Source organism: Paenibacillus sp. HB172176, assembly GCF_011947265.1.
Classification (GTDB): Bacteria; Bacillota; Bacilli; order Paenibacillales; family Paenibacillaceae; genus Pristimantibacillus.
Genome location: NZ_JAATHD010000011.1, coordinates 149,500 through 172,724 on the forward strand (window position 1 = coordinate 149,500; position 23,225 = coordinate 172,724).

Genomic DNA, 23,225 nt, shown 5'->3' on the forward strand with positions numbered 1-23,225 from the left:
AGCACACGGAAAAACCCGTCATTCCGCTCTTTGGAAGAGCAGTATGACGGGTTTTTGTTTTCGTATTTCTTTATTTCATTTCTGCAATCATCTGGCGAAGCACCGTTTGCAGGATGCCTCCGTTGCGATAGTAATCCACATCGACCAAGGAATCAAGACGAACATTGACGGAGAACTCGAAGCTGGTTCCGTCTTCGCGAGTTGCCGTTACCTTCACGGCTTGACCCGGCTTGATATCGTTGGACAACCCGGTAATGTCGAATACTTCGCGACCTGTAATGCCGAGCGTCTTCCATCCGCTGCCTTCTTGGAACTGCAGCGGCAGAACGCCCATGCCGACCAGGTTGGAGCGGTGAATACGCTCGAAGCTTTCCGCGATAACGGCCTTCACGCCGAGCAGGTACGTACCTTTGGCAGCCCAGTCGCGCGAGCTTCCCGTTCCGTATTCTTTGCCGGCAATAACAACCAGGTTTTTGCCGCTGTCTTGATACTGCATGGATGCGTCATAGATGGACATCACTTCTTCGGTAGGAAGATAGGTCGTCACGCCGCCTTCGGTGCCCGGAGCAACCTGATTGCGGATACGGATGTTCGCGAATGTTCCGCGCATCATCACTTCATGATTGCCTCGACGCGAGCCGTAGGAGTTGAAGTCTTTGCGCTCCACGCCGTTCTCGATCAAATATTTGCCGCCCGGGCTGTTCACGGTAATGTTGCCCGCAGGGGAAATATGATCCGTTGTTACGGAATCGCCGAGCAGAGCAAGCACGTTAGCGGACGGGATGTTCGCAATATCGGAAAGCTCGGGACTCAGATTCTCGAAAAACGGCGGATTTTGAATATAAGTGGACTTATCATCCCACTCGTAGCTTTCGCCTTCCGGCACGTCGATTGCATTCCAACGCTCGTTCTGCGTAAATACATTCTCGTATTTGTCGCGGAACATTTGCGGCGTCAGGGCAGTCGCGACCGCTTCTTTGATTTCGTCGTTCGTTGGCCAGATATCCTTCAGATAAACGGGCTCGCCGTTCGGATCATGACCGATTGGATCCTTCGTCAGATCAATGTTGACCGTTCCAGCAATTGCATAAGCGACAACGAGCGGAGGAGAAGCCAGATAGTTCGCTTTCACCTGCGCATGGACGCGGCCTTCGAAGTTACGGTTGCCGGAAAGGACCGCAGCAACGGTCATGTCGTTCTCAGCGACAGCGTGGCTGACTTCCTCAGGCAGCGGACCGGAGTTGCCGATACAAGTCGCGCAGCCATAGCCGGCCAAGTAGAAGCCAAGGGCTTCAAGGGATTCCAGCAAATTGGCTTTCTTCAAATATTCCGTAACAACGAGCGAGCCCGGCGTTAAGGAGGTCTTCACGTAGCCCGGCTTCATTAAACCGCGTTCAACGGCTTTCTTCGCCACAAGGCCCGCGCCCAGCATAACGCTCGGGTTGGATGTATTCGTACAGCTCGTAATCGCCGCGATGACAACCGCGCCAGTCGTAAGCTTGGATTGCTTGCCGTCCGGGTGGGCCACAGGAACGGATTGAGCGATCTTCTCGTCGCTAAGTCCATAGCCGCCCTTTTCGATCGGCGTGCGGATAATGTCGTTGAAGGCTTGCTTCATGGAAGTAAGCTCTACGCGATCCTGCGGACGCTTAGGTCCGGCCAGGGAAGGCACGATTGTGGAAAGATCAAGCTCGATAATATCGGTGAACACCGGATCAGGCGTTGCATCCGTGCGGAACATGCCTTGCGCCTTGTAATAAGCTTCGACAAGCTCGATTTGCTCATCCTTGCGGCCGGTTTGACGCATGAAATCAAGCGTTTCGCCGTCTACCGGGAAGAAGCCGATGGTAGCGCCATACTCAGGAGCCATGTTGGCAACCGTTGCGCGGTCGGCAAGACTGATGTTGGATAAACCAGGACCGAAGAATTCGACGAATTTGCCGACAACGCCCTTCTTGCGAAGCATTTGTGTAACGGTAAGCGCGAGGTCGGTCGCTGTGGAGCCTTCCGCGAGGCTTCCTGTCAGCTTGAAGCCGATAACCTCAGGCATTACGAAGTATAGCGGTTGACCAAGCATGCCGGCTTCCGCTTCGATACCGCCAACGCCCCAGCCAACTACGCCGAGACCGTTGATCATGGTGGTATGGGAATCGGTGCCTACCAGCGAATCCGGATAGACAACGGTTTCGCCGTCAACGCTCTTCGTAGCGGCGACGGATGCCAAGTACTCAAGGTTAACCTGATGAACGATACCTGTTCCAGGGGGAACGGCGCGGAAGTTGTCAAATGCGGTTTGCGCCCAGCGCAGGAAGCGGTAACGCTCGCCGTTGCGTTCGAATTCAACCTTCGTATTGTATTCCAGCGCATCTTCGTTGCCGAATGCATCAACCATAACCGAGTGGTCGATAACAAGATCAACCGGAACAAGCGGGTTAATCTGCTTCGGATCTCCTCCGGCTTTCTTCACCGTGTCGCGCATTGCGGCGAGATCAACGACAACAGGCACGCCTGTAAAATCTTGCAGCACGATACGTGCGGGAATGAACGGAATTTCTTTGTCCTCGCGGCTCTTTGACCAGTTGGCGAGCTGCTTGACATGCTCGGGGGTAATCGCACGGCCGTCGAACTGACGGACAGCGGCTTCAAGCAATACCTTAATTGAGAAAGGCAGCTTGGAGATGTCGCCGAGACCTTGCTCTTCCAGACCGCTTAGACGATAGTAAGCGTAGGATTTGCCGCCGGCGTCGAGCGTAGTGCGGACGGAATACTGATTTTGTTTAGACATCGCAATTCTCCTTACTTGGTTTTAGATTCAACGGATGATGGTCAACCATTGTTGTTTCACTATATGAAACACAATTTCAAAATCCTTATGCTTCTAGTATAGCTCTAAAGAAGCCTGTCGTAAAGTCCATTTCATCCATGATCTCCATCAAAAGTTACATGATTTGGAATTGCCGATCATATAATGTACCAACATTGAAATCGTGATCATGTCAGGAGGATGCGTAATGTCGAAAGCTGGGGGCCGAATGCCCAATCGACAACGACATAAGCGCAATATTCGGCAAGCTATGCCAGGGACTGCTACTATGATAAATCGACGGGAGTTGGTTCGCACGCACGCCGTACGTCCGCATGCCAAGTTGTCGCTGCCGCGCAAGAAAAAGCCCGAACATCCCATTCAACTTAAACTCAGCTCTATTCTCGAAACCTCGGATTCCGTCCAATCGGCATTGCTTCAGAAGACTCAAGCCAAGGATTGGCAATCTCTCGTTCACCAATATGTCAACCGCTACAATCAAGCCGAGACGGAGCAGCACGCAAGAGTATTATCTGATTTCGTAACGGATGACATTCATAATGAAAGACTGGGCAGTCGTCTAGCGCGCCTTCGCGAACGCGATTTGCTGAGAGGCGCCTTGACCGCGGGCAGCGAAACGAAGGCGAAAATAATGCGCTTGAACGAAGCGTCAGGAGAGCTTACGCTTCTGTTGCAGCTTCATGTCTCGCGCAGAATGGAGCAGAACGGGCTTTATTATAAGGAAGAGAGATTGGAAACGGAACGGTTATGGCTAAGCCGATTCGACAAGCAATGGGCGATTGTCAAGGTAGAGCCTGTAATTGCCGAGAGAAGACCGCGCTACGGCTCTGCCAGCCAACAATGGGTCACGGAGCATGATGCTTATCCGGAGGAAACCGGTACGAAGACGCCGTCGATGCCCTATCTTAATTATGACCTAATGCGGCAATTCAAACACCGTCCAATCCCTATCCAATACAGGAGGGAATTGGCAGCCGAATATGCGGATCGCTGGTGGAATGAGGGGAATCCGGCATACGAGCTGTTCGATGTGAACTGCACGAATTATGTATCGCAATGCATCTTTGCAGGCAATGCTCCTATGAACTATACTGATGGAAGAGGAAGCGGCTGGTGGTATAAGGGGAGAAATAAAGGTCAGGAGCTGTGGAGCTATAGCTGGGCGGTTTCGCATGCGCTTATGACCTATCTGACGGCTGCGCGCAAAAGCGGTCTTAGAGCAACGATGGTTCAGTCCGCGGATGAGCTGGAGCTTGGCGATGTTATTACCTACGATTGGAACGGCGACAATCGCTATCAGCACAGCACGATTGTGACGGCGTTCGATGCGGCGGGACAGCCGCTCGTGAACGCGAATACGGTAGCAAGCAGACATCGTTATTGGGATTATCAGGATTCGTACGCATGGACGCCGCAGACCAAGTATCGTTTTTTCCATCTATCAGACACGCTTTAAAGGTTACAACCACTTAACATACCGGAGGATTAGCCATGGGAAGCAAGATAACAGTAGGACTCGTATACGGGGGGAAGTCGGGAGAGCATGAGGTGTCTCTGCAGACCGCATACGCCGTCATGCGCGAATTCGATTATAAGAAATACACAATAAAGCCATTCTATATTACGAAAACGGGAGAGTGGAAGACTGGCGCGGCTTTGCTTGCTCCGCCTGCCGATGCGAACGCTCTGCGTTTTGGAGACGGGGATGGCGGTACTTCGAGCAGATCGCTTGCGCCGTTGTTCAGCGCTCTTGACGACTCCGCTTTAGGAGAGTCTTCAAAAGCGGCAAATTCGCCGTTGACCAAAACGGCCAAGCAAGCCGCAATCAGCGGACAATCCGGCGCGATTGCAGAGGGCGGGGATTCCGAGTCGGGCTCGATTGATGTTATGTTTCCGTTGTTGCACGGCACCTTTGGAGAAGACGGCACCATCCAAGGCTTGTTCGAGATGGCCAATATCCCTTACGTCGGCGCGGGCGTGCTTGCTTCCGCAGTGGGCATGGATAAGATCATGATGAAGAAGATTTTCGCGCAGGAAGGCTTGCCGCAATGCGTATTCCGTTATTTCAACCGAGCGCAGTGGAAGAAGGATCAGGAATATCAATTGCTGGAATGCGAAATTTCGCTCGGTTACCCTTGCTTCGTCAAGCCGGCCAATCTGGGCTCAAGCGTCGGCGTATCCAAGGCGAAGAACCGCGAGGAGCTCATAGCTGCGGTAGAGTATGCGTTCAGATTCGACCGCAAAGTTATCGTTGAGGAATTCATCGACGCTCGCGAGATCGAGGTCAGCGTGCTGGGGAATGACGAGGCGAGGGCTTCCGTTCCCGGTGAGATTGCCCCATCCAACGAATTTTACGATTACAAGGCCAAATATATCGACGGCAAGTCCTCGATGATCATACCGGCGGAGCTTCCGCAGGAGACGACGGATGAAATTCGAGAGATGGCGATCCGGGCTTTTCAGGCTATTGACGGGTCGGGATTGTCCAGAGTCGATTTTTTCTTGCAAAAGCAGGATAATAAGCTGTACATTAACGAATTAAATACATTGCCGGGATTTACGCCGTTCAGCATGTACCCATTGCTATGGCGCGAAACGGGCGTTTCGTACAAGGAACTGCTTGATACGCTCGTATCTCTTGCGATTGAACGTCATGCAGAGAAGCAGAACATTGATTTCATCGGTGAAACCTTATAGAGGTATCTTATTTAATAGGCGAAGGAGAATGATTTATGGGCTTTGAGACCGAGTTTAATTCCGTATGCAAATTCAAATCCGAGCAAGAGCTGTATGAATTGCTCGAGTACGGCAAGGGTAAGATGGTGAAGAAGGGCTTCCGCGTCTATCCGACAGGACAGAAGGTCATCGCCTATACGCCAAATAACGAGGCGATAGCGATTGTGCGCATATCCGCCTCCATTGCGGAAATCAACTTCCAGGGAGAAGAAATTACCGGCGTCGAGATGGAGCTTGTTCGCAAGCTGACCGAGGAGGAAGCGCGCATCCAGACGGCGCTCGCGGACGAGATGTTCTTCGGAGAGCATGTGAATGGATGACTCCGAATGAATTCGGACAAGCTATGATGAAATAGATTGTTGCGTGGCGCGGAATCAAAAAGATGATTGCAACAAGATGGAATGGATAATCTTAATTGTTCCCGGCTTGCTCGCAGCCATGTGTGGAAGCATAGTAGGATTCGGGGGGCGATGTCATCATCGTCCCTGTCCTCATGTTCGCGGCGCTCGCCGAAGAGAAGGATAGTGATTTCAAAGTCGTTCGGGATAAGATGAAACCGCTTGCGGTGAAATGGCCGCTCCAGCTGCGCTGCTAAGATGAGCGGTTAGACGATCAAGCTGAACGAAGGACAGAAAAGAGGAAAGTCCAAATTTGAAATGAAAGCAGATAGGGTACGTTTGCTAGAAACCAATGGACCTTGCAAAACGTATGATGAGAAGATCGAATCTAGTAAGGGGTGACAGACTTGAGCGAGAATAGTAACAACGAAGGCTCCGTATTGGGAAGCAAAAGCTTTACCGCCGTTGCGATTAATTGCGCGGCCAAAGCGGGAGAATGGATTACATCCAAGCTTGGCAACTACACCAAGCTCGATTTGAAATATTCATCGCATGATCTTGTGACCGAGGTCGATAAAGGCTCGGAGCGGCTCATTCGAAACTTGATCGGAACACATTTTCCCCATCATGCTTTTCTTGGAGAAGAAGGCGTTGAGCCGGGTCCGGAGGCGTCCGCTCAAGCGCTGGCGAACGTAAGCGACGCCGAGTATCTCTGGATCGTCGATCCGATTGACGGGACCACGAACTTCGTGCATGGCTTCCCCTTCTTCTGCGTGTCTATCGCGCTGGCCTATAAGGGCGAAGTCATCGTCGGCGTTGTCTATGATCCAATCAAGGATGAACTATTCGTCGCAGAGAAAGGCAAGGGCGCTTATGTACATGGACGCAGAATGGAGGTATCCTCTGAATCGAAGCTGAGAGACAGCTTGATCGCGACCGGATTGCCGGCTGATCATACGTATGCGCTGCCCGTCAATTTGAAAGGCGTACAAGCTATCGCCCCTCAGGTGAGAAATTTGAGAATTGCCGGCTCGGCGGCGCTGCACATGGCATATGTGGCTGCCGGCCGCTTAAGCGGCTTCTGGGAAATCGGACTAAACAGTTGGGATATGGCGGCGGGGTATTTGCTCATCAAGGAGTCAGGGGGAACGGTGACGGACACGAGGGGAGAAACCTATCATCTTGGCGTGCGGAACGTTGCCGCTACGAACGGTTACTTGCATGAGGAGCTGCTGCAGGCGCTTGAGCAGACCGAAGCTTGCGATTAGGGGGAGGTGTATTATACGCATGCGCGTGGCTGTAACCGGAGCGGACGGCAAAGTAGGCAAAGCCGTGGTGCGACAATTACTTGAGCAAGGTTACGACGTAACCGCGGTTACGCTTCAGCCCTTGCAACATGATCTTGAATCGGTTATCAACAAGGTTGCCGATATGACGCAATACCATGAGGTTATGCAGGCGTTCGAAGGCTGTCAAGCCGTTATCCATCTTGCCGCGATTCCAGTTCCCATGAAGAACGAGGACTCAAGAGTGTTCCATAACAATGTGCTGGGAGTTTATAATGCCTTGTTGGCGGCGGGACAGCTTGGCATGCGTAAGGCGGCAATCGCTTCCAGCGACTGCGCGCTTGGAAATACGTTCAATTATACCAAAAGCATTCCGCTGTACTTCCCTTTGGATGAAGAGCATCCGGCAACGCCGGACAACAGTTACGGGATGTCCAAGCTGGTCGGCGAGCAGGTGGCCGAAGGCATGGCGCGCAGATTCGGCATGACGATTGCTTCGCTTCGCATCTCCGAGGTTTTGATGCCGGAAGCATACGATATGGACTATTTTCGCAAGCAATTGAATGATCCTGAATCAAGCGCAATTGATAATTTATGGACTTATATTGATATACGCGACTGCGCGAGGGCATTCCGACTCGCCATCGAAGCGGAATTCAAGGGGCACGAGGTGTTTCACATTACCGCGGCAAACAGCAAATCTGTCAGGCAAACTGAGGAGCTGTTAGCGCATTATTTCCCTCATGCCGAGTTGAGGTGCCCTTTGCCGGGCAACGCGAGCGTGCATGATTGCAGCAAGGCGGCAACCATGCTGGGATTCGTTCCTGAGTTCAAGTGGGAATAAGGAGCCGAAGACAGGGTTGTCCCTCATGTCGTAACTGACAAGGGACAGCCCTTTTTTGGTTTGCAGATGTGGCTCTGACGGTGCCTTGTTGAAGACTCCGTTGAAACGATGTCGTCTGCTACAGACTGGACATAGCTTGCTCTGCGGCAATAATGGTTGTATGAATATCCTCTTCCGTATGAGCGATCGTGAGAAACCAGGCTTCATACTTCGAGGGAGCCAGATTGATGCCGCTGTCCAGCATCAGACGGAAGAATCTGCCGAACAATTCGCCGTCGGTATCCTGCGCTTCCTCGTAATTCGTAACGGGATGGTTGCAGAAATGGGCGGAGAACGAACCTCTGATCTGGTTGATGGTCAAAGGGATGCCGTGCTTGGACGCTGCAGCCTGCAAGCCTTCGGCGAGCTTGGCGGCGAGCGCGTCCATGCGGTCGTAGATGCCCGCCTCTTGAAGCACCTCCAGGCAGGCGATGCCGGCAGAGATGGAGGCGGGGTTGCCCGCCATCGTCCCCGCCTGATAAGCAGGTCCGAGAGGAGCGACCTGCTCCATAATGTCGCGGCGTCCGCCATAGGCGCCGATGGGAAGCCCGCCGCCGATGATTTTGCCAAGCGCGGTAAGGTCGGGTTCAATCGCCGCATGATCCGGGAAGGCGCCGAACGTCTGGGAGGAGCCGTAATGGAAGCGGAATGCGCTGATTACCTCGTCGTAGATGACAAGCGCTCCAGCCTCCCGCGTCAGCTTGCACAAGCCTTCGAGATAGCCTTCATGCGGCATAACCATGCCGAAGTTGCCGACGATCGGCTCGACCATGACGGCGGCGGTTTCATCGCCCCAGCGTTCCAGCGCGTCCTTCAGCGCCGGGAGATTGTTGTACGGCACGGTTATGACCTCGGTCGCAATGCTGGTCGGGATGCCTGCGCTGTCGGGAATGCCAAGCGTCGAAGGGCCCGAGCCCGCCGCGACAAGCACGAGATCGGAATGGCCGTGATAGCAGCCGGCGAATTTAATGATTTTGTTGCGCTTCGTATAGGCGCGGGCAACGCGAATGGTCGTCATGACCGCTTCGGTGCCGGAATTGACGAAGCGAACCTTGTCCATGGAAGGGACAGCCTCCTTCAACATGCGCGCAAGGTGGATTTCCAGCTCTGTCGGCGTACCGTACAAGGTGCCTCTCTGAACGGCTTTGATGATTGCTTCGTTAATATGGGGATGGGCATGTCCCGCGATGATCGGGCCATAGGCGGCCAGATAGTCGATGTACTTATTGCCGTCGACATCCCAGAAATAAGCGCCTTCTGCGCGTTCCATGAATACGGGCGCGCCGCCGCCGACGGCTTTGAACGACCGGGACGGACTGTTCACGCCTCCTACAATATGCTGGAGCGCTTGCTCGTAGAGCGCAGCGGATTGCGGTCTGGATTTGGTCATGGATGAGCTCCTTTCATAGCTCTTTTGATGATACCATTTCAATAAGACTTTTGTAAATTTGCACTGCAGGTACGAGGGGCGGCATACAAGCGGCTCGGAGAGGGGCGGGGCTTGCAGGCGTGGAAATGCAATTGACATCGCCAACCTTACCATATATAGTGTTAGCACAAGTTTGCTTTCGGGAGAGGTTGTCAATGAATATTCTTGAGTTGCTCCGGTCGCGGAAATACTTGCAGCGAATTTTGCTTAGCTTCATGCTGGTTGTCATTATCCTGGTGATGACCTCGGTCATCCTCTATTTCAATGCCCAAAGCAAGGTATTCAGTATGCAAAATGACGCGGACCAAAAACTGCTGACCCAGATTAATTTCAACATTGAGAATATGAATGAAATCGTCAAAGAATTGGCCGTTTCTTTATTTAATGACGAGGATATGATCGCTTTGAAATCCGGAGCTGATTTCAAGCAGAGCATTCTGAAGCTGGAAAAGCTGAACGGCCTTGTGGCCACATCGCCTTATCTCCATTCTATTGTTTTTTATAACGGCAAACAGGATCGCTATTTCTCTTCCCTTAATCACGATCTCGAGAACAATCAGCTCTATGATGCCATTGGTCGGTATGTCGATTCGCATACCACCATTCCTAAGCTGCAGTTGATTCCCATGGAGATGGATGGGGACGATGACAGCTTTGATGTATTCTCCTTGTTTGTATACGACGGCCCCACTGTGAATTCGGTAAACAGCAATCTTCTCGTTCTCAATATAAAGCCGACCTGGATGCTTGACAATTTGAAAACGCTTAATGCACTGGCGGACCGGGAGAATGATGTTATCTTTATAACCGACAGCGAGGGCAAGGTGCTCATATCCAATGATCGCAACCCGCTGGAGGAGCAGGATGTAAAAAATACGTTGCTGCAGCGCATTGCCTCATCGGGTAAAACAATGGATTATTTCACCTATAACCAGCATGACAAAAAATACAGGGTAACTTATCTGACCAGAGGTATGAACAATTGGCAGATTATTAGCTTGCAGGATTATAGTGTGGTGATGAACAACGTCCGGCAATTAAAATGGACGGCGGCTCAGGTCACGTTCTCCGTCGTCTTGTTAACGGTGCTGATTTCCGTCTACTTCTCTGTCCGGATCTACCGGCCTGTAGGCCATTTGCTGACATTGGTCAAGGGCAATGGACCCCATGGGAAAACGAATCAGCCCCGCGACGAGCTGTCCGTTATCGCAACCAGTTATTCTGAGATTACGGATAAGCTGAAGAAGATGGAGAAGGACCAGACTGTCCAAATCAATATCTCCAAGGTCTATCACCTGAGGAGCCTGATCACGGCTAGCGAGAGCATTTCCGAGCAGGAATTCCAACTTCGAAGAGAGCAGTACGGCATTGATGTTTTGCCGCATGGAAGTCTGGTCGTGGCTCTGGTACGCATCGACAATCTGCGAGAAATCTCGAGCCAGACTGCGGATACAGCCTTGTCGCTGCTCAATTTCGCTATTTCCAATATTACGCAGGAGCTGCTGCGCCGCAGCTACTCCAGCGAAGCTGTTGATTTGAAAAGCGATCATTTGGTTTTTGTAATCAGCAAGAGCGAAGGGATTGGACTTGACGACCTGCATAAGATCTTTCTGGAGGCGCAGGAGATGGTGCGAAGTTACTACCGGGTTACCTTCTCCGTTACGTTAAGCCGCGTATTTGAATCTTACCGGGATATTACAACCTATTATACGCAGGATCTTCGTCATTCCAATTACCGGATGATTCTGGGCAAGCAGGCAATCATCGACCCCGATACAGTAAAGAACAACGAAGAGTTCGAGCAATTTCATATTCCACAGGAGCTGGAACGCCAATTGACTGAGGGATTGAAGAGCGGCGACAGAGAAAGCATTAACGACGGTGTGCTGCGATGGATGGAGCTTATAAGAATGTTCAGCTTTGAGAATATGTTTTCCGCGCTGCTGCATATGGTGGTGACGCTTAACAATACCTTGAGCGAAATGAACCATAACAAGCTGAATCCGGTTTCCGTCAATCTGCAGGCCATCAATCAGCGCATTCTGGAGAAGGAAACTTTGGATGAAATCCATGAGGTGCTGATGGATGCCATCGGTGAAGTGCTCGATAAGCGTCAAAGCGCACGCGATGAGAAATCACAGCTCATCGCCGATACGATTAAAGAAATTGTGGAGAAGCACTATTCGGACCCGGACCTCAACGTTCAGAAGATTGCAGATATGCTGAGGATGAGCCATGTTTATCTTGGACAGGTTTTCAAGGGGCAAGAGGGGATAACCGTGGTCGACTTCATTAATCAGACTCGACTGGCCATGGCCAGAATGTATCTGGAGAACCATGATTTGACGGTGGCGGAGATTATGGATAAGGTCGGCTACGGCAATGAAAGCTACTTCTACCGATTGTTCAAACGACAGTACGGCACGACACCGAAGGAGTATCGGCTGAGGTCGGCCATTAATCGAAATACATGAGCAATCGAACCTTGCCGATCTCGCATAGAATCAACATACTGGAAACAGCCTTCCGTTTTTAAACGGAGGGTTTTTCTTTGTTGATTACTCTCCCCGACTTACCCTGACTGTACATCGCTTGAAGGGCCTTCAGTTGCAGCAAAATGGGATATGTACATGTGTTTTTGCAGATATCTTGCGTATGTACAGTACCGTTTCCGCCATTCATGTCCTACTGTTAGACCTGTCACACCTCAGCAAGCATCGTTGAACAGGAGGAACTAAATCTATGCTGAATTTTGTTGGAAGGGAAATGCGTCATTTTTGGAAAAACCGGGAGCTGTTCATTTTATCCTTGCCGGGGATCGTATACAAACTCATTTTTGCGTACCTTCCTATGGTCGGGTTATTGATTGCTTTCAAGAAGTACAGGTACGACAAAGGAATATTCGGGAGCGACTGGGCAGGACTGGAGAACTTCAAATACTTGTTCACCGGAGACGCAGCCTGGCGCATCACCCGCAATACGATCCTTTATAATGGCGCCTATCTTTTGTTGACGACCTGTATCGCGATTCTGTTTGCTGTTATGTTGAATGAAATCCGGGCCAGGTGGACCAAGGTTTATCAGACTTCGCTGTTTTTGCCCCATTTTCTCTCGTGGGTGCTGGTCGGGTATATCGCTTATGCCTTTCTGAACCATTCCGAAGGCTTTCTGAACCGAATGCTGCTTTCCTTCGGAGCGGACCCGGTAAGCTGGTATCAGAATCCGGAAGCGTGGCCCTATATTCTCATTATCTTTCATATATGGAAGGCGGCAGGATTTTCCACGCTCATCTATTTTGCGGGAATAATGGGGATTAACGGCGAGTATTACGAAGCCGCCAAGATTGACGGGGCTACGAAGAGACAGATGGCGATGAAAATTACCATTCCGCTGCTGGCGCCGCTAGTGATCATTATGTTGATTCTGTCCATAGGCGGCATGTTCCGCGGAGACTTCGGTCTGCATTATTTTATTCCCAATAATTCAGGCTTCCTCTATGGCGCTACCGATGTCATCGACACCTACGTATACCGTTCGCTGCGAGAGCTGGGCAATGTCGGGATGTCCGCCGCAACAGGATTGTATCAGTCGGTTGTGGGACTGGTGCTGGTGCTTATGGCCAATTCTATTGTCAAAAAAATCAATCCGGATCACTCTCTATGGTAGGCGCGTATACAGCCGGCTTAACCGTTGCGAAAAATCTCTCAGGAGGCATCTTATGAAAGACAAATTTGAACCCTATCAGGGCGCGATTCATTTCGTATTTGTTGTCATTTCCATTCTGATGGTGCTGCCCTTCGCTCTCGTTATTGTTATATCTCTGACGAGTGAGGGCAGCATTATGAAGAACGGCTATCAGTTTATCCCTGAAACCTTCAGCCTGGACGCGTACCGGTACATTCTTCAGTCCCCGGATATGATTCTTCGTGCCTACGGTATTACAACATTGATCACAGTGACAGGCACTTTGCTCGGCTTGCTCATTACGGCAATGACCGCCTATGTGATTTCGAGAAGGGACTACCGGTACAACAGAATCACCACCTTCTATGTCTTCTTCACGATGCTGTTCAGCGGCGGGCTGGTACCCATCTACATTCTTATGACACAGTACCTGCATTTGAAGGATACGCTGTTAGCGCTCATTCTTCCCGTGCTGCTGTCTCCGTTTAATATCATGGTCATGAAAGGCTTTATGTCCAAGATTCCTCTGGAAATTATCGAATCCGCCAAAATCGACGGCGCCAGGGAATTCCGGATTTTCTTTACCATCATTATTCCGCTGTCCACGCCGGCACTCGCCACGATGGGGCTGTTGATTTCTTTTGCTTACTGGAACGAGTGGTTTAATGCCATGCTCTATATTGACAATCAGAACCTGGTGCCGCTGCAGCTCTTGCTGGTGCGAATTCTGAACAGTATGGAATTCCTGACCTCCAATTCGGAGTTTGCCAGTCAGATGGGGATTAACCTGTCGGAATTTCCGAGCAATTCCGCACGGATGGCGATTGCGGTTCTGGCCGGCGGGCCGATGCTGGTTATCTTCCCGTTCTTCCAGCGTTTTTTTGTCAAAGGGCTAACGGTTGGCTCCCTCAAGGGTTAACATAGAACATAATATGAAATTCAGGAGGTCACGAAGAATGAACAAATGGATGAAGGCTTCAATGGTGCTTTCGCTGTCTGCCATGCTGATGGTAGGCTGCGGGAAAGGAAACAATAACGGCGCGGCCGAGGAAAGCACGACACCGCCGACGAGCAATGCGTCGGCCACGGCCGAAACGGGGGAGACGCTGTCTCCGGTTAAGCTCACATGGTATTATCCGTTATCCCAATTGCAGCCGGATCAGAAGACGGTAGAGAAAGAAGTCAACAAGATTACCAAGGAAAAGCTGAATGCCACGGTCAATCTGATGCCGGTGTCGATCGGCGATTATGTCCAGAAGATGAACACCATTCTGGCTTCGGGCGAGAAGTTCGATATTCTCTGGACAGGCTATCTGCTGAAGCAGGAGGAATTGGTGAGAAAAGGCGCCATTCAGCCTTTGGATGATTTGCTGACGGATTATGCGCCTGATCTGATGAATGATGTTCCTCAGGTCATGTGGGACGGGTTATCGATCGACGGCCATATTTACGGTATTCCCAATCAGCAAATTAACGGCAATCGACTTGGTTTCATCGTTCAGAAGCGCTATGCGGACAAGTACAATCTGGATCCCGCATCGATCAAGACGATTACCGATATCGAGCCTTTCCTGGAGCAGATCAAGCAGAACGAGCCGGACGTTATTCCATTCGGCAGTACCTTCAGCAGCGCGGTAACGGGCTTGAACAGTGAAGACCTCTGGGTTTTGCCGGGACTTGACGACCACTTCTATATTAAACGGGGAGATGACAGCTATGAGCTTCTCCGTTATCCCCAAGAGGATTTGGACAATTTCAGACTGGCGAGCAAATGGTACAAAGCCGGCTATATCTATAAAGACGCGGCCACAGCCAAGATGGGGGATTACGAGACCAAGGGACTTATGGCTGTTCAATTCAACAATGTTCTGAAGCCGGGCGTGGAAGCGGAAGTGAAGGCGAAGAACGGCGGCAATGAAGTGATTACGATTCCAGTTACCGATTGGTTCTCCAACGGCTATTCCGCCACAACCAATCAGGCAATCAGTCGGACTTCCGAGAATCCCGAGCGCGCTATGATGTTCCTCAACCTGGTCAATTCAGACAAGACGCTGTACAACCTGTTGACGAACGGAGTGGAGGGCGTCCATTATGACAAATTATCCGATAATGTGGTGAAGGCCAAGGAAAATTCCAGCTACAAGCCCAATATGGATTGGGTGTTCGGCAGCGTATTCAATGCCTATCTGAAGGAAGGCCAACCGGCTGACGTATGGGAGAAAACGAAGGAAATCAATGCCACTCCGAATGTAAATCCGGTGGGCGATTTCAAGTTCAATTCCGAGCCGGTCATTACGGAAATCGCAAACTTGAATGCGGTGTGGGGTGAATACAAGAAGGGCCTTGCGACAGGAACTCTGGATTTCGACGAAACCTGGCCTGAATTGTATGAAAGACTGAAAAAAGCGGGCGAAGAGAAGTACGTAGAGGAGGTGACCAAGCAATTTAACGAGTACTTGAAGGAAAAGGGACTTGTTAAGTAAGGCTGCCCAAACAGATTAGAGAGACTGAAAGAGCGCTGCCGGTCGTTCGATAGCGGAACAATGGCCGACCGGCGGCGCTCCATTGATAGCATGAGAAGGAGGAATAAGGGTTATGAGAATTGGAATAAGAAGAAAGCTTGTCGTTTTTGTGATGGTCATCTTGTTGCTCGGATGTTTCCCGGTTACCGGAATTCAGGCGGAGGAAGCTCCGAGTCCAGGCGCTGTCTTCTATGTGTCCAATGATGGAAGCGGTTCCAATCCTGGAACGCTGGAGGCGCCCTTCCAGACTCTGGAAGAGGCGAGGGATGCAATCCGCGAGCTGAAGCAGGACGAGGGTCTTCCAGACGGAGGCGTCACCGTGTATCTGAGGGGCGGCGTGTACAATCGGGCTGGAAGCTTCCTCTTGGAGGAACAGGATTCGGGGACGGCGGATAAGCCGATAACCTACCAAGCCTACCCCGGCGAAAGCGTAAGACTGAACGGCGGCTTGGCGCTGGAGAAGAGCTGGTTCACCGCGGTCTCGGACCCGGCGATTCTGAACCGGATCATCAGCGAGGATGCTCGGACCAAGGTGCTGCAGGCGGACTTGAAGGGCCATGGCATTACCGATTACGGCGTCATGAGCCGTCATGGCTATTACAAAGCCAATGATGTCAGCGAGGTTCCTCCTATGGAGCTGTACATAGACGGTCAAGACATGACTCTGGCCCGCTGGCCTAACAATGGAACGGTTCAGATGGGCGATATTATCGATGCGGGTCCAACTCGCAAGGATCCCGATCTTCAGACCCGGGGCGGTACTTTCAAGTATACCTATCAGAGGCCGGAGCTATGGAGTCAGGCTGACGATATTTGGCTGGACGGGATTTTCGGCTACAGCTGGGAATGGTCCTACAACAAAATCGCCTCCATCGATACGACCAACAAGACGATTACGCTGGCTTACGGAGAAATGAGCGGTCTGTTCAAAAACTGGTATCCGGACTTCCATTTCGCCCAGAACCTGCTGGAAGAGATCGACATGCCCGGGGAGTATTATATTGACCGGAGCGAGGGCGTGCTTTATTTCATGCCGACAGTCGCCTTCCAGGCAGACGATCCGGAGATTACCGTCTCGATGTTGAATACTCCGATGATCAACGCCGTCAACGTCTCGCATGTCAACTTCGAGGATCTGATCCTGGAGAATGGAAGAGATTCAGCAGTGGTAATCATGGGTGGAGACAGTGTTCAGATCGTACATTGCGAGATCCGAAACTTCGCCAACGGCGGAGTGCAGATCAATACTCCGAGCCGGTGGCTGTATAATGATTTCGCCAAGGCGGACGGCGTGAATCATGCCGTCATCAGCACCCATATCCACCATATCGGGGGAACGGGCGTTATTCTGAACGGCGGGGACAGACTGACGCTGGAGCCGGGCAACAATGCGGTGGTGAACAGCCACATCCATGATTTCGCCTATTACCACAAGGCCTATAATCCAGCCGTCATTCTGACTGGAGCCGGGAATCGGGTGACCGGCAGCGAAATTCATGACGCGCCTCATCCCGGCATTCTGATTTTTGGCAACGATCATCTGGTGGAAAACAACAACATCTATGATGTATGCAAGACGTTCTCGGATCTCGGCGCTATCTATATGAATCTGGGGGCTGCTCCGCAAGAGCGAGGCTCGATCATTCGCGGGAACTATTTCCACAATATCGGAGAAGGAAAGGCCGGTGTGCAAGGCGTATATCCGGACAACTTCACGATGGGAATTACGATTGAAGAAAATATATTTTACAAAATGGGCAACTCTGCCATTCTGAACAACGGAGGCGCTCATAATCAAACACGCAATAATCTATTCATCGATGCGAAGGTTCCTTATGAATTTGCGGATCTGTACCTGGGGGATGCTCCGGAGCAGCAAATCAGCAAAAATTATATGGGCCCGTGGCATGATTTGTTCGACCGCTACAACAACTTCGAAGGCATGCCGCATCTGGAGAAATATCCGGAGCTCGCGGATTTCTTCACAGAGAATCGGTATTATCCGGACACCAACACGTTCGAGAACAATGTCGTATACAATCCGACGAAGACAAGAAGCAGCGCGACGAATGAGAATGGAGCGCTGGATAATCTCGATCTGGTTCAATATGCGAACAATTGGGTGACGGATCAAGATCCCGGCTTCGTTGATCTGGCCGGAGGCGATCTGAACCTGAAGGAGGACGCGGAGGTGTTCGAGCAAATTCCGGGGTTCCAGACGATTCCGTTCAGCGAGATGGGAACCACCGGAAAGGTCGGACCGTATCTGGCGCCGGATGTCATTCCCATTGAAGAGGTTCAGTTGTATGAAGATGCCGTCACTATCGGAATCGGGAAAAAGTATTCGCTGTACGCGGAGGTTCTTCCTTGGAACGCATCAAGTCAGGACATTCAATATGTGTCCAGCGACCCGGATATTGTGAAGGTGGATGCGGACGGCACTTTGAAGGGGATTAATCTGGGAAATGCAGTCGTTACGGCATTCTCCGCCGACAACCCGCTCTTGAAGGATGAGATCCAGGTAACGGTTGAAGTCGGCGACGGGATTATGGAGTATACGGATTTCGAGAACGGCCGCAACGAATGGCCGAGCGATGCGAACCGGAGCGTCGTGGCTATGGACGACGGCAACCATATGTATAAGCTGCTCAAAGGCGCAACGACGCTGAATGAGAATGAGTTCAGCAATTACGAGCTGAGCTTCAAGATGAAAACGCCTCCAACGATTGCGGGAGCGGCCACGTTCTACATCTTTGATCGGCAGGATCGGAGCGGCACCAGCGGCCGGATCGGGTATCGCAAGCTTGCGGACGGCACCGCCTCCTGGCTCCTCTATAATGGAGCTTGGGCTACCGTTAAGGAGAATAAGCTGGAAGCTCCGGAGCTGTTGCCGGATACGGTCTACAACATAAAGGTAATCGTCAAGGGAGCGGAAATCAGTGTCTATCTCAACGACGAGCTCAAGCTGAAGGCTGCCGATCCGACACATATTCCTTCCGGTCGAGTCGGATTCTATGCCGGCGGCTTCGACTATCTCCTGTTCGACGACATCAAGTTCGCGGTTCCCGGCGAGGATGTTACCGGATTGCTGCTGGATAAGAGCAGCTACAATATGGTGATGGGAGAGCAGCTGCCGCTCACGGTCCAATTCGATCCGTCGGATGCCGCCGACCGTGAAGTGGTCTGGGAAAGCTCCAATCCGGAGATCGCTTCTGTAGATGAGAGTGGAGTAGTGACCGCGCTGGCCAAAGGGGAGACCGTGATTACTGTCACATCGACGGTCAATCCGGCAGCAACCGCCTCTGCCGCCATTATCATATCGGACATTCTGATCTCCACAGATTTCGAATCGGGGGCAAGCGGATGGCCGGTGGACCCCAACCGGAGCATCGTGACGGTGAACAGCAATAAGATGTATAGAATTGTCAAGGGCGCCAACGCGCTTCATCCGAAGACGGTTGAGAATTACGAGATGACTTTCAAGCTGAAAACGCCTGCAGTGATACCGGAGCTGGGAACATTCTATGTATACGACCGTCAAGTTTCCGGCAAATCGGGCATTATCGGATACAAGAAATTTGCGGACGGCAGCTCCAAGTGGATTCTCTATAATAAGGATTGGGCAGAGCTTGAAACCAATGTCCTTCCTGATGAGGATTTGTTGCCGGATACAGAATATGAGTTCCGAATCGTGGCCGATGGCGCGAATATTCGCGTATATGTGGATGGAGAGCTGAAGCTGGAAGGCTCCAATCCAAGCTCCAATCCATCGGGAACGATAGGCTTCTACGTGGGAGGCTTCAGCGAACTATGGTTCGACGATATCGTTGTATCGATGGCCCATGTGCCTGTAACGGCTATTCAAGCAAGTCCTGACCACCTGGCTCTCGAGCCGGGCGGAAGCAGACAAATCGAAGCGACGGTCGTTCCATCTGACGCTACTTCCAAGGGGATCAACTGGAGCTCAAGCGATCCATCCGTCGCGACCGTTACGGACACCGGGCTGGCAACCGGCGTTTCCGAAGGAACGGCTGTTATAACGGCCGAATCGCAGGAAGACCCGACCTTGAAAGCGGAAATCCCTGTTACCGTTCAAACGTCGGAATATCCGATTATTAACTTGGACGATCATCTGAGCGACAGCGAGCATTGGACGGTTTCGGATTCTGTCTATCATACCGACGGCACTGTCGAGATGTACGGCAACGGCGTTTATGGCTATGACGGCGCGAAGTTCGGCAGCGGATTGATTCGTTTCAAAGCGAAGATCGATGGGTACGGTACGGGCTGGTATGGCTTTGCGATTCGCTCCGAGCGGGCTGGCGACCCTACTTGGGTGGGCAGCAATCAGGGTTATCTGGTCGTCATTAAAGAGTATGATATCGAGCTGCAAAGCTGGAAGCCGGGTCAAACCATGATTCAAATTATTCCGAATACGGTTATGCCTGCCGGCGGGGAATATGAAATCGAATTCGGGGCGGTTCAGACGGAAGAAGGAGAGCGCGTCATACTGAAAGTGGATGGGAACACGGTATTGAACTTTCTGGATACCGACGAAAACAACCCTATTGCGTCAGAGGGCTATTTTAATGTGTATAACTACACCGGCGCAGTCCATAGTATTGAGTTGAAGCCTGTCAACGCTGATCCAGGAACAGATCCGGTCGATCCGGAACCTCCTGTAGATGTGTCCCCGGTGTCAGCTTCAGGAATACTTTCAGGAATGCAGACTGTTCAGGAAGGACAACTATACGAGCTCACGCTCGGATTGAACCAGGTGACGGGTGAAATAGTAGGAGAAGATCTGACGGTGGGTTTTGATCCGGAATTATTCGAGTTTGTGTCTGCGGAGGCGTTGTTGCCGAATTTCAACATCGTAACCCATACGGAAGATTCGGACAACGGCGTTCGCCTGATCCTCTCCAGCGGCGGCAACGATGCTTTGTCGGCTGACGGCGATTTGCTGAAGCTAACGTTCGCTGCGAAGTCTACAGATCAACAGGCAGAGGGATTATTCACGGCAGGGCAGCATGTTATTACCAATACGGTTGGGGAGGAATCGGAAGTTGTCACCGCTCCTCATTCGGTCACGATTCTGGACATCCTGCCAGGGGATTTGAACGGTGACGGCAAGTTCTCTATCGGCGATTTGGGTATTCTGGTCGGCATGTACGGCAGAACTTCCGCAGATCCTGAATGGAGTATATATGAAGCCGCCGATCTGAATGATGACGGCGAAATAGGCATAATGGATTTGACGTTGATCGCTAGGAAACTGACTGGACAATAAAGGTGACTGGATAATAAAGGAATACAAGCCCTTCCGGAATGTATCCGGAAGGGCGGATTGGGAAGGTGTGAGAGCATATGGCCCGCAAGTTTTGGATTTTGATCCTGTCTTTGCTGCTTTTGTATACGGGGCTGTTTTCTGCGGTTGTTGCCGCGGAGGGGAATCCTTTCATTTCCTTGAAGACGGCAAGCTCGTCGGTGAAGAAGGGGGATACCTTCCAGGTGACGGTGGAAGGGAATGATTTGAAGAATCTATACGGAATCGATGTTCGAGTTGCTTACGATGCTGATCGCTTGAAAGTGGTTCAAACCGTGCAGCATGTCGAAGATGTGTTTCCCGTTTTGATCAATGATAGGAACCCGTTAATATTGGCCCATTCTTTAATAGGTGAAGTGCCGGGAATATCAGGAGACAAGCTGTTATTTACCATCACATTCAAAGCGATCAGCGAAGGAGAAGCTCATGTCAGCCTGACGAGAATAACTCAAATTGTTAGGGAAGATGAGCAGCTGGTATCCTATGACAGTACGTTGGATGACAGTTTATCCGTACAAGTCGCATCTGGAGGCGCCGACCCGTCACCGTCGCCGTCTATTGTACCATCGGCAACGCCATCGCCGACACCGTCTGTTGCACCATCGGCAACGCCATCGCCGACACCGTCTGTTGCACCATCGGCAACGCCGTCGCCGACATCGTCCGCAACACCGAAGCCAACGCCTCTTCCATCGTCGGCTATCAAAGTAGAAGCGGAGGCGGACGACAGCGGAGTGGCGGCGGTAGCGATTCAAGCGGAAGAGCTGCTGGGAGCGATTGAGGCCGCGACGGATAAACAGGTGCTGATCGAGGTGAAGCCGGGAGAGGGAACGAAGGAGGTTCAAGTACAGATTGGAGTGGAGCAAATCCGGATGGCAGGAGACAAGGAGCTGAAGGCGATAAGGGTGGATACCGGGTTTGCAACCGTAACGATCAATCCGAAGCTATTGAAAAACGGGACACATACCGCTTCAGCCAATCTGGAGCTGTCCGTTGCAGCCCTGGATTCATCAAGGCTGTCAGAGGAATTAAGAGAACAATTGGGAGAAGGCGCCGTCGTTTATGATTTCAAGCTCAGCGTAGACGGCAAACTCATGGAATCCTTCCACGGCAATGAGATAACAGTTGGAATACCGTATACTTTGAAGCCGGGCGAGAATCCGCACACGATCGTCATTTACTACGTAACCGATGACGGCAAGCTTGAGGTTGTCAAGAATAGCAAATATAACACGGCTTCCGGACAGGCGGAATTCAAGCCGAAGCACTTCAGTCCTTACGCGGCGGCTTATGCGGATGTGACCTTCATGGATATTGCCCATGTGGATTGGGCGAAGGACGCCATCGAAGGCATGGCGGCAAGAACGATGATTGAAGGAGTCGGTGAAGGGAAATTTGATCCGGACGGGAGCGTGACAAGAGCCCAGTTCATCACGATGCTAATGAACGCATTCGATCTGAATGATCCCGCTGCGGTAACAAAGTTTGCGGATGTGTTGCCTGCGACTTGGTACTATACCCCTGTCGCCAGCGCTGAGCAGCTCGGAATCGTTGAAGGCAAATCGGAGAGCTTCTTCGGGATTGACGACCCCGTCAGCAGGCAGGATATGGCGGTTATGCTGTTCCGTGCTATGAAGGTTTTGAACCTGCAATTGGAGGGGAAGGCGGAGCAGGCTGTGTTCGCAGATCAGTCGTCGATCAGCCCTTATGCCGTTCAGGCCGTAAGAAGCATGCAGGAAGCGGGAATCATCCAAGGGGTTGGAGAGGGTAAGTTTGCTCCCGAGGCCCAAGCGACGAGAGCGCAGGCTGCAGTCATCATTTACAGGCTGCTGGGCAACAATGTGTAGCGGAGACGGGGCCGCAAGTCGAAAAAATCGACTTGCAGAGCGTGAAGTGCGCGGAGACGAGGTCGTAAGTCGAAAAAATCGACTTGCAGAGCGTAAAGTGCGCGGAGACGAGGTCGTAAGTCGAAAAAATCGACTTGCAGAGCGTGAAGTGCGCGGAGACGGGGCTGCAAGACGAAAAAATCGACTTGCAGAGCGTGAAGTGCGCGAAGACGAGGTCGTAAGTCGAAAAAATCGACTTGCAGAGCGTAAAGTGCGCGGAGACGAGGCTCCCTGTCGTCCAATCCTGAGAGAGCCAACACGGCAGGCAGACAACTCCACTCAGACATTTTATACGCTATACTGTCAAGAAA

13 protein-coding genes are annotated in these 23,225 nt (G+C 51.6%); 11 read left to right on the plus strand and 2 right to left on the minus strand.

Annotated features, from left to right (window positions below):
* Positions 1–70: 70 nt before the first annotated feature.
* The gene (gene acnA, locus HFP08_RS15945) at positions 71–2,785 is read right to left on the minus strand and encodes an aconitate hydratase AcnA (RefSeq protein ID WP_168121588.1); all 2,715 of its coding nucleotides are present in this window, start codon (positions 2,783–2,785) and stop codon (positions 71–73) included.
* A gap of 226 nt (positions 2,786–3,011) precedes the next feature.
* On the opposite strand from acnA, the gene HFP08_RS15950 reads away from it, so the two are divergent.
* The 5 genes from HFP08_RS15950 (at position 3,012) to HFP08_RS15970 (ending at position 8,028) form a co-directional block, all read left to right on the plus strand.
* Complete coding sequence (locus HFP08_RS15950) at positions 3,012–4,280, plus strand: amidase domain-containing protein (RefSeq protein WP_240941461.1); 1,269 nt, start codon at positions 3,012–3,014, stop codon at positions 4,278–4,280.
* Positions 4,281–4,315: 35 nt separating this feature from the next.
* The gene (locus HFP08_RS15955) at positions 4,316–5,521 is read left to right on the plus strand and encodes a D-alanine--D-alanine ligase family protein (protein WP_168121589.1); all 1,206 of its coding nucleotides are present in this window, start codon (positions 4,316–4,318) and stop codon (positions 5,519–5,521) included.
* A gap of 35 nt (positions 5,522–5,556) precedes the next feature.
* Positions 5,557–5,880, plus strand: coding sequence for a hypothetical protein (locus HFP08_RS15960; protein ID WP_168121590.1), 324 nt, complete (start codon positions 5,557–5,559; stop codon positions 5,878–5,880).
* A 425-nt stretch (positions 5,881–6,305) separates the two neighbouring features.
* Positions 6,306–7,166, plus strand: coding sequence for an inositol monophosphatase family protein (locus tag HFP08_RS15965; protein ID WP_168121591.1), 861 nt, complete (start codon positions 6,306–6,308; stop codon positions 7,164–7,166).
* Between the two features lie 19 nt (positions 7,167–7,185).
* The gene (locus tag HFP08_RS15970; protein WP_168121592.1) at positions 7,186–8,028 is read left to right on the plus strand and encodes an NAD-dependent epimerase/dehydratase family protein; all 843 of its coding nucleotides are present in this window, start codon (positions 7,186–7,188) and stop codon (positions 8,026–8,028) included.
* Between the two features lie 118 nt (positions 8,029–8,146).
* On the opposite strand, the gene HFP08_RS15975 is transcribed toward HFP08_RS15970, so the two are convergent.
* Positions 8,147–9,457 carry a glutamate-1-semialdehyde 2,1-aminomutase gene (locus HFP08_RS15975; protein WP_168121593.1) on the minus strand — a complete coding sequence of 437 codons (1,311 nt, stop codon included), beginning with the start codon at positions 9,455–9,457 and terminating at the stop codon, positions 8,147–8,149.
* Positions 9,458–9,651: 194 nt separating this feature from the next.
* Between HFP08_RS15975 and HFP08_RS15980 the strand changes: the two genes are divergently transcribed.
* From HFP08_RS15980 to HFP08_RS16005, 6 genes are all read left to right on the plus strand, one after another.
* The gene (locus tag HFP08_RS15980) at positions 9,652–11,970 is read left to right on the plus strand and encodes a helix-turn-helix domain-containing protein (RefSeq protein ID WP_168121594.1); all 2,319 of its coding nucleotides are present in this window, start codon (positions 9,652–9,654) and stop codon (positions 11,968–11,970) included.
* 268 nt (positions 11,971–12,238) lie between these two features.
* On the plus strand, positions 12,239–13,162 hold the full coding sequence (locus HFP08_RS15985; protein ID WP_168121595.1) for an ABC transporter permease: 924 nt from the start codon (positions 12,239–12,241) through the stop codon (positions 13,160–13,162).
* Between the two features lie 52 nt (positions 13,163–13,214).
* Positions 13,215–14,099, plus strand: coding sequence for a carbohydrate ABC transporter permease (locus HFP08_RS15990; protein WP_168121596.1), 885 nt, complete (start codon positions 13,215–13,217; stop codon positions 14,097–14,099).
* Between the two features lie 37 nt (positions 14,100–14,136).
* Complete coding sequence (locus HFP08_RS15995; RefSeq protein ID WP_168121597.1) at positions 14,137–15,663, plus strand: ABC transporter substrate-binding protein; 1,527 nt, start codon at positions 14,137–14,139, stop codon at positions 15,661–15,663.
* 112 nt (positions 15,664–15,775) lie between these two features.
* Entirely contained in the window at positions 15,776–20,992 is a 5,217-nt protein-coding gene (locus HFP08_RS16000; protein ID WP_168121598.1) for an Ig-like domain-containing protein, read from the plus strand.
* 77 nt (positions 20,993–21,069) lie between these two features.
* Complete coding sequence (locus HFP08_RS16005) at positions 21,070–22,875, plus strand: S-layer homology domain-containing protein (RefSeq protein ID WP_168121599.1); 1,806 nt, start codon at positions 21,070–21,072, stop codon at positions 22,873–22,875.
* Positions 22,876–23,225: the final 350 nt, after the last annotated feature.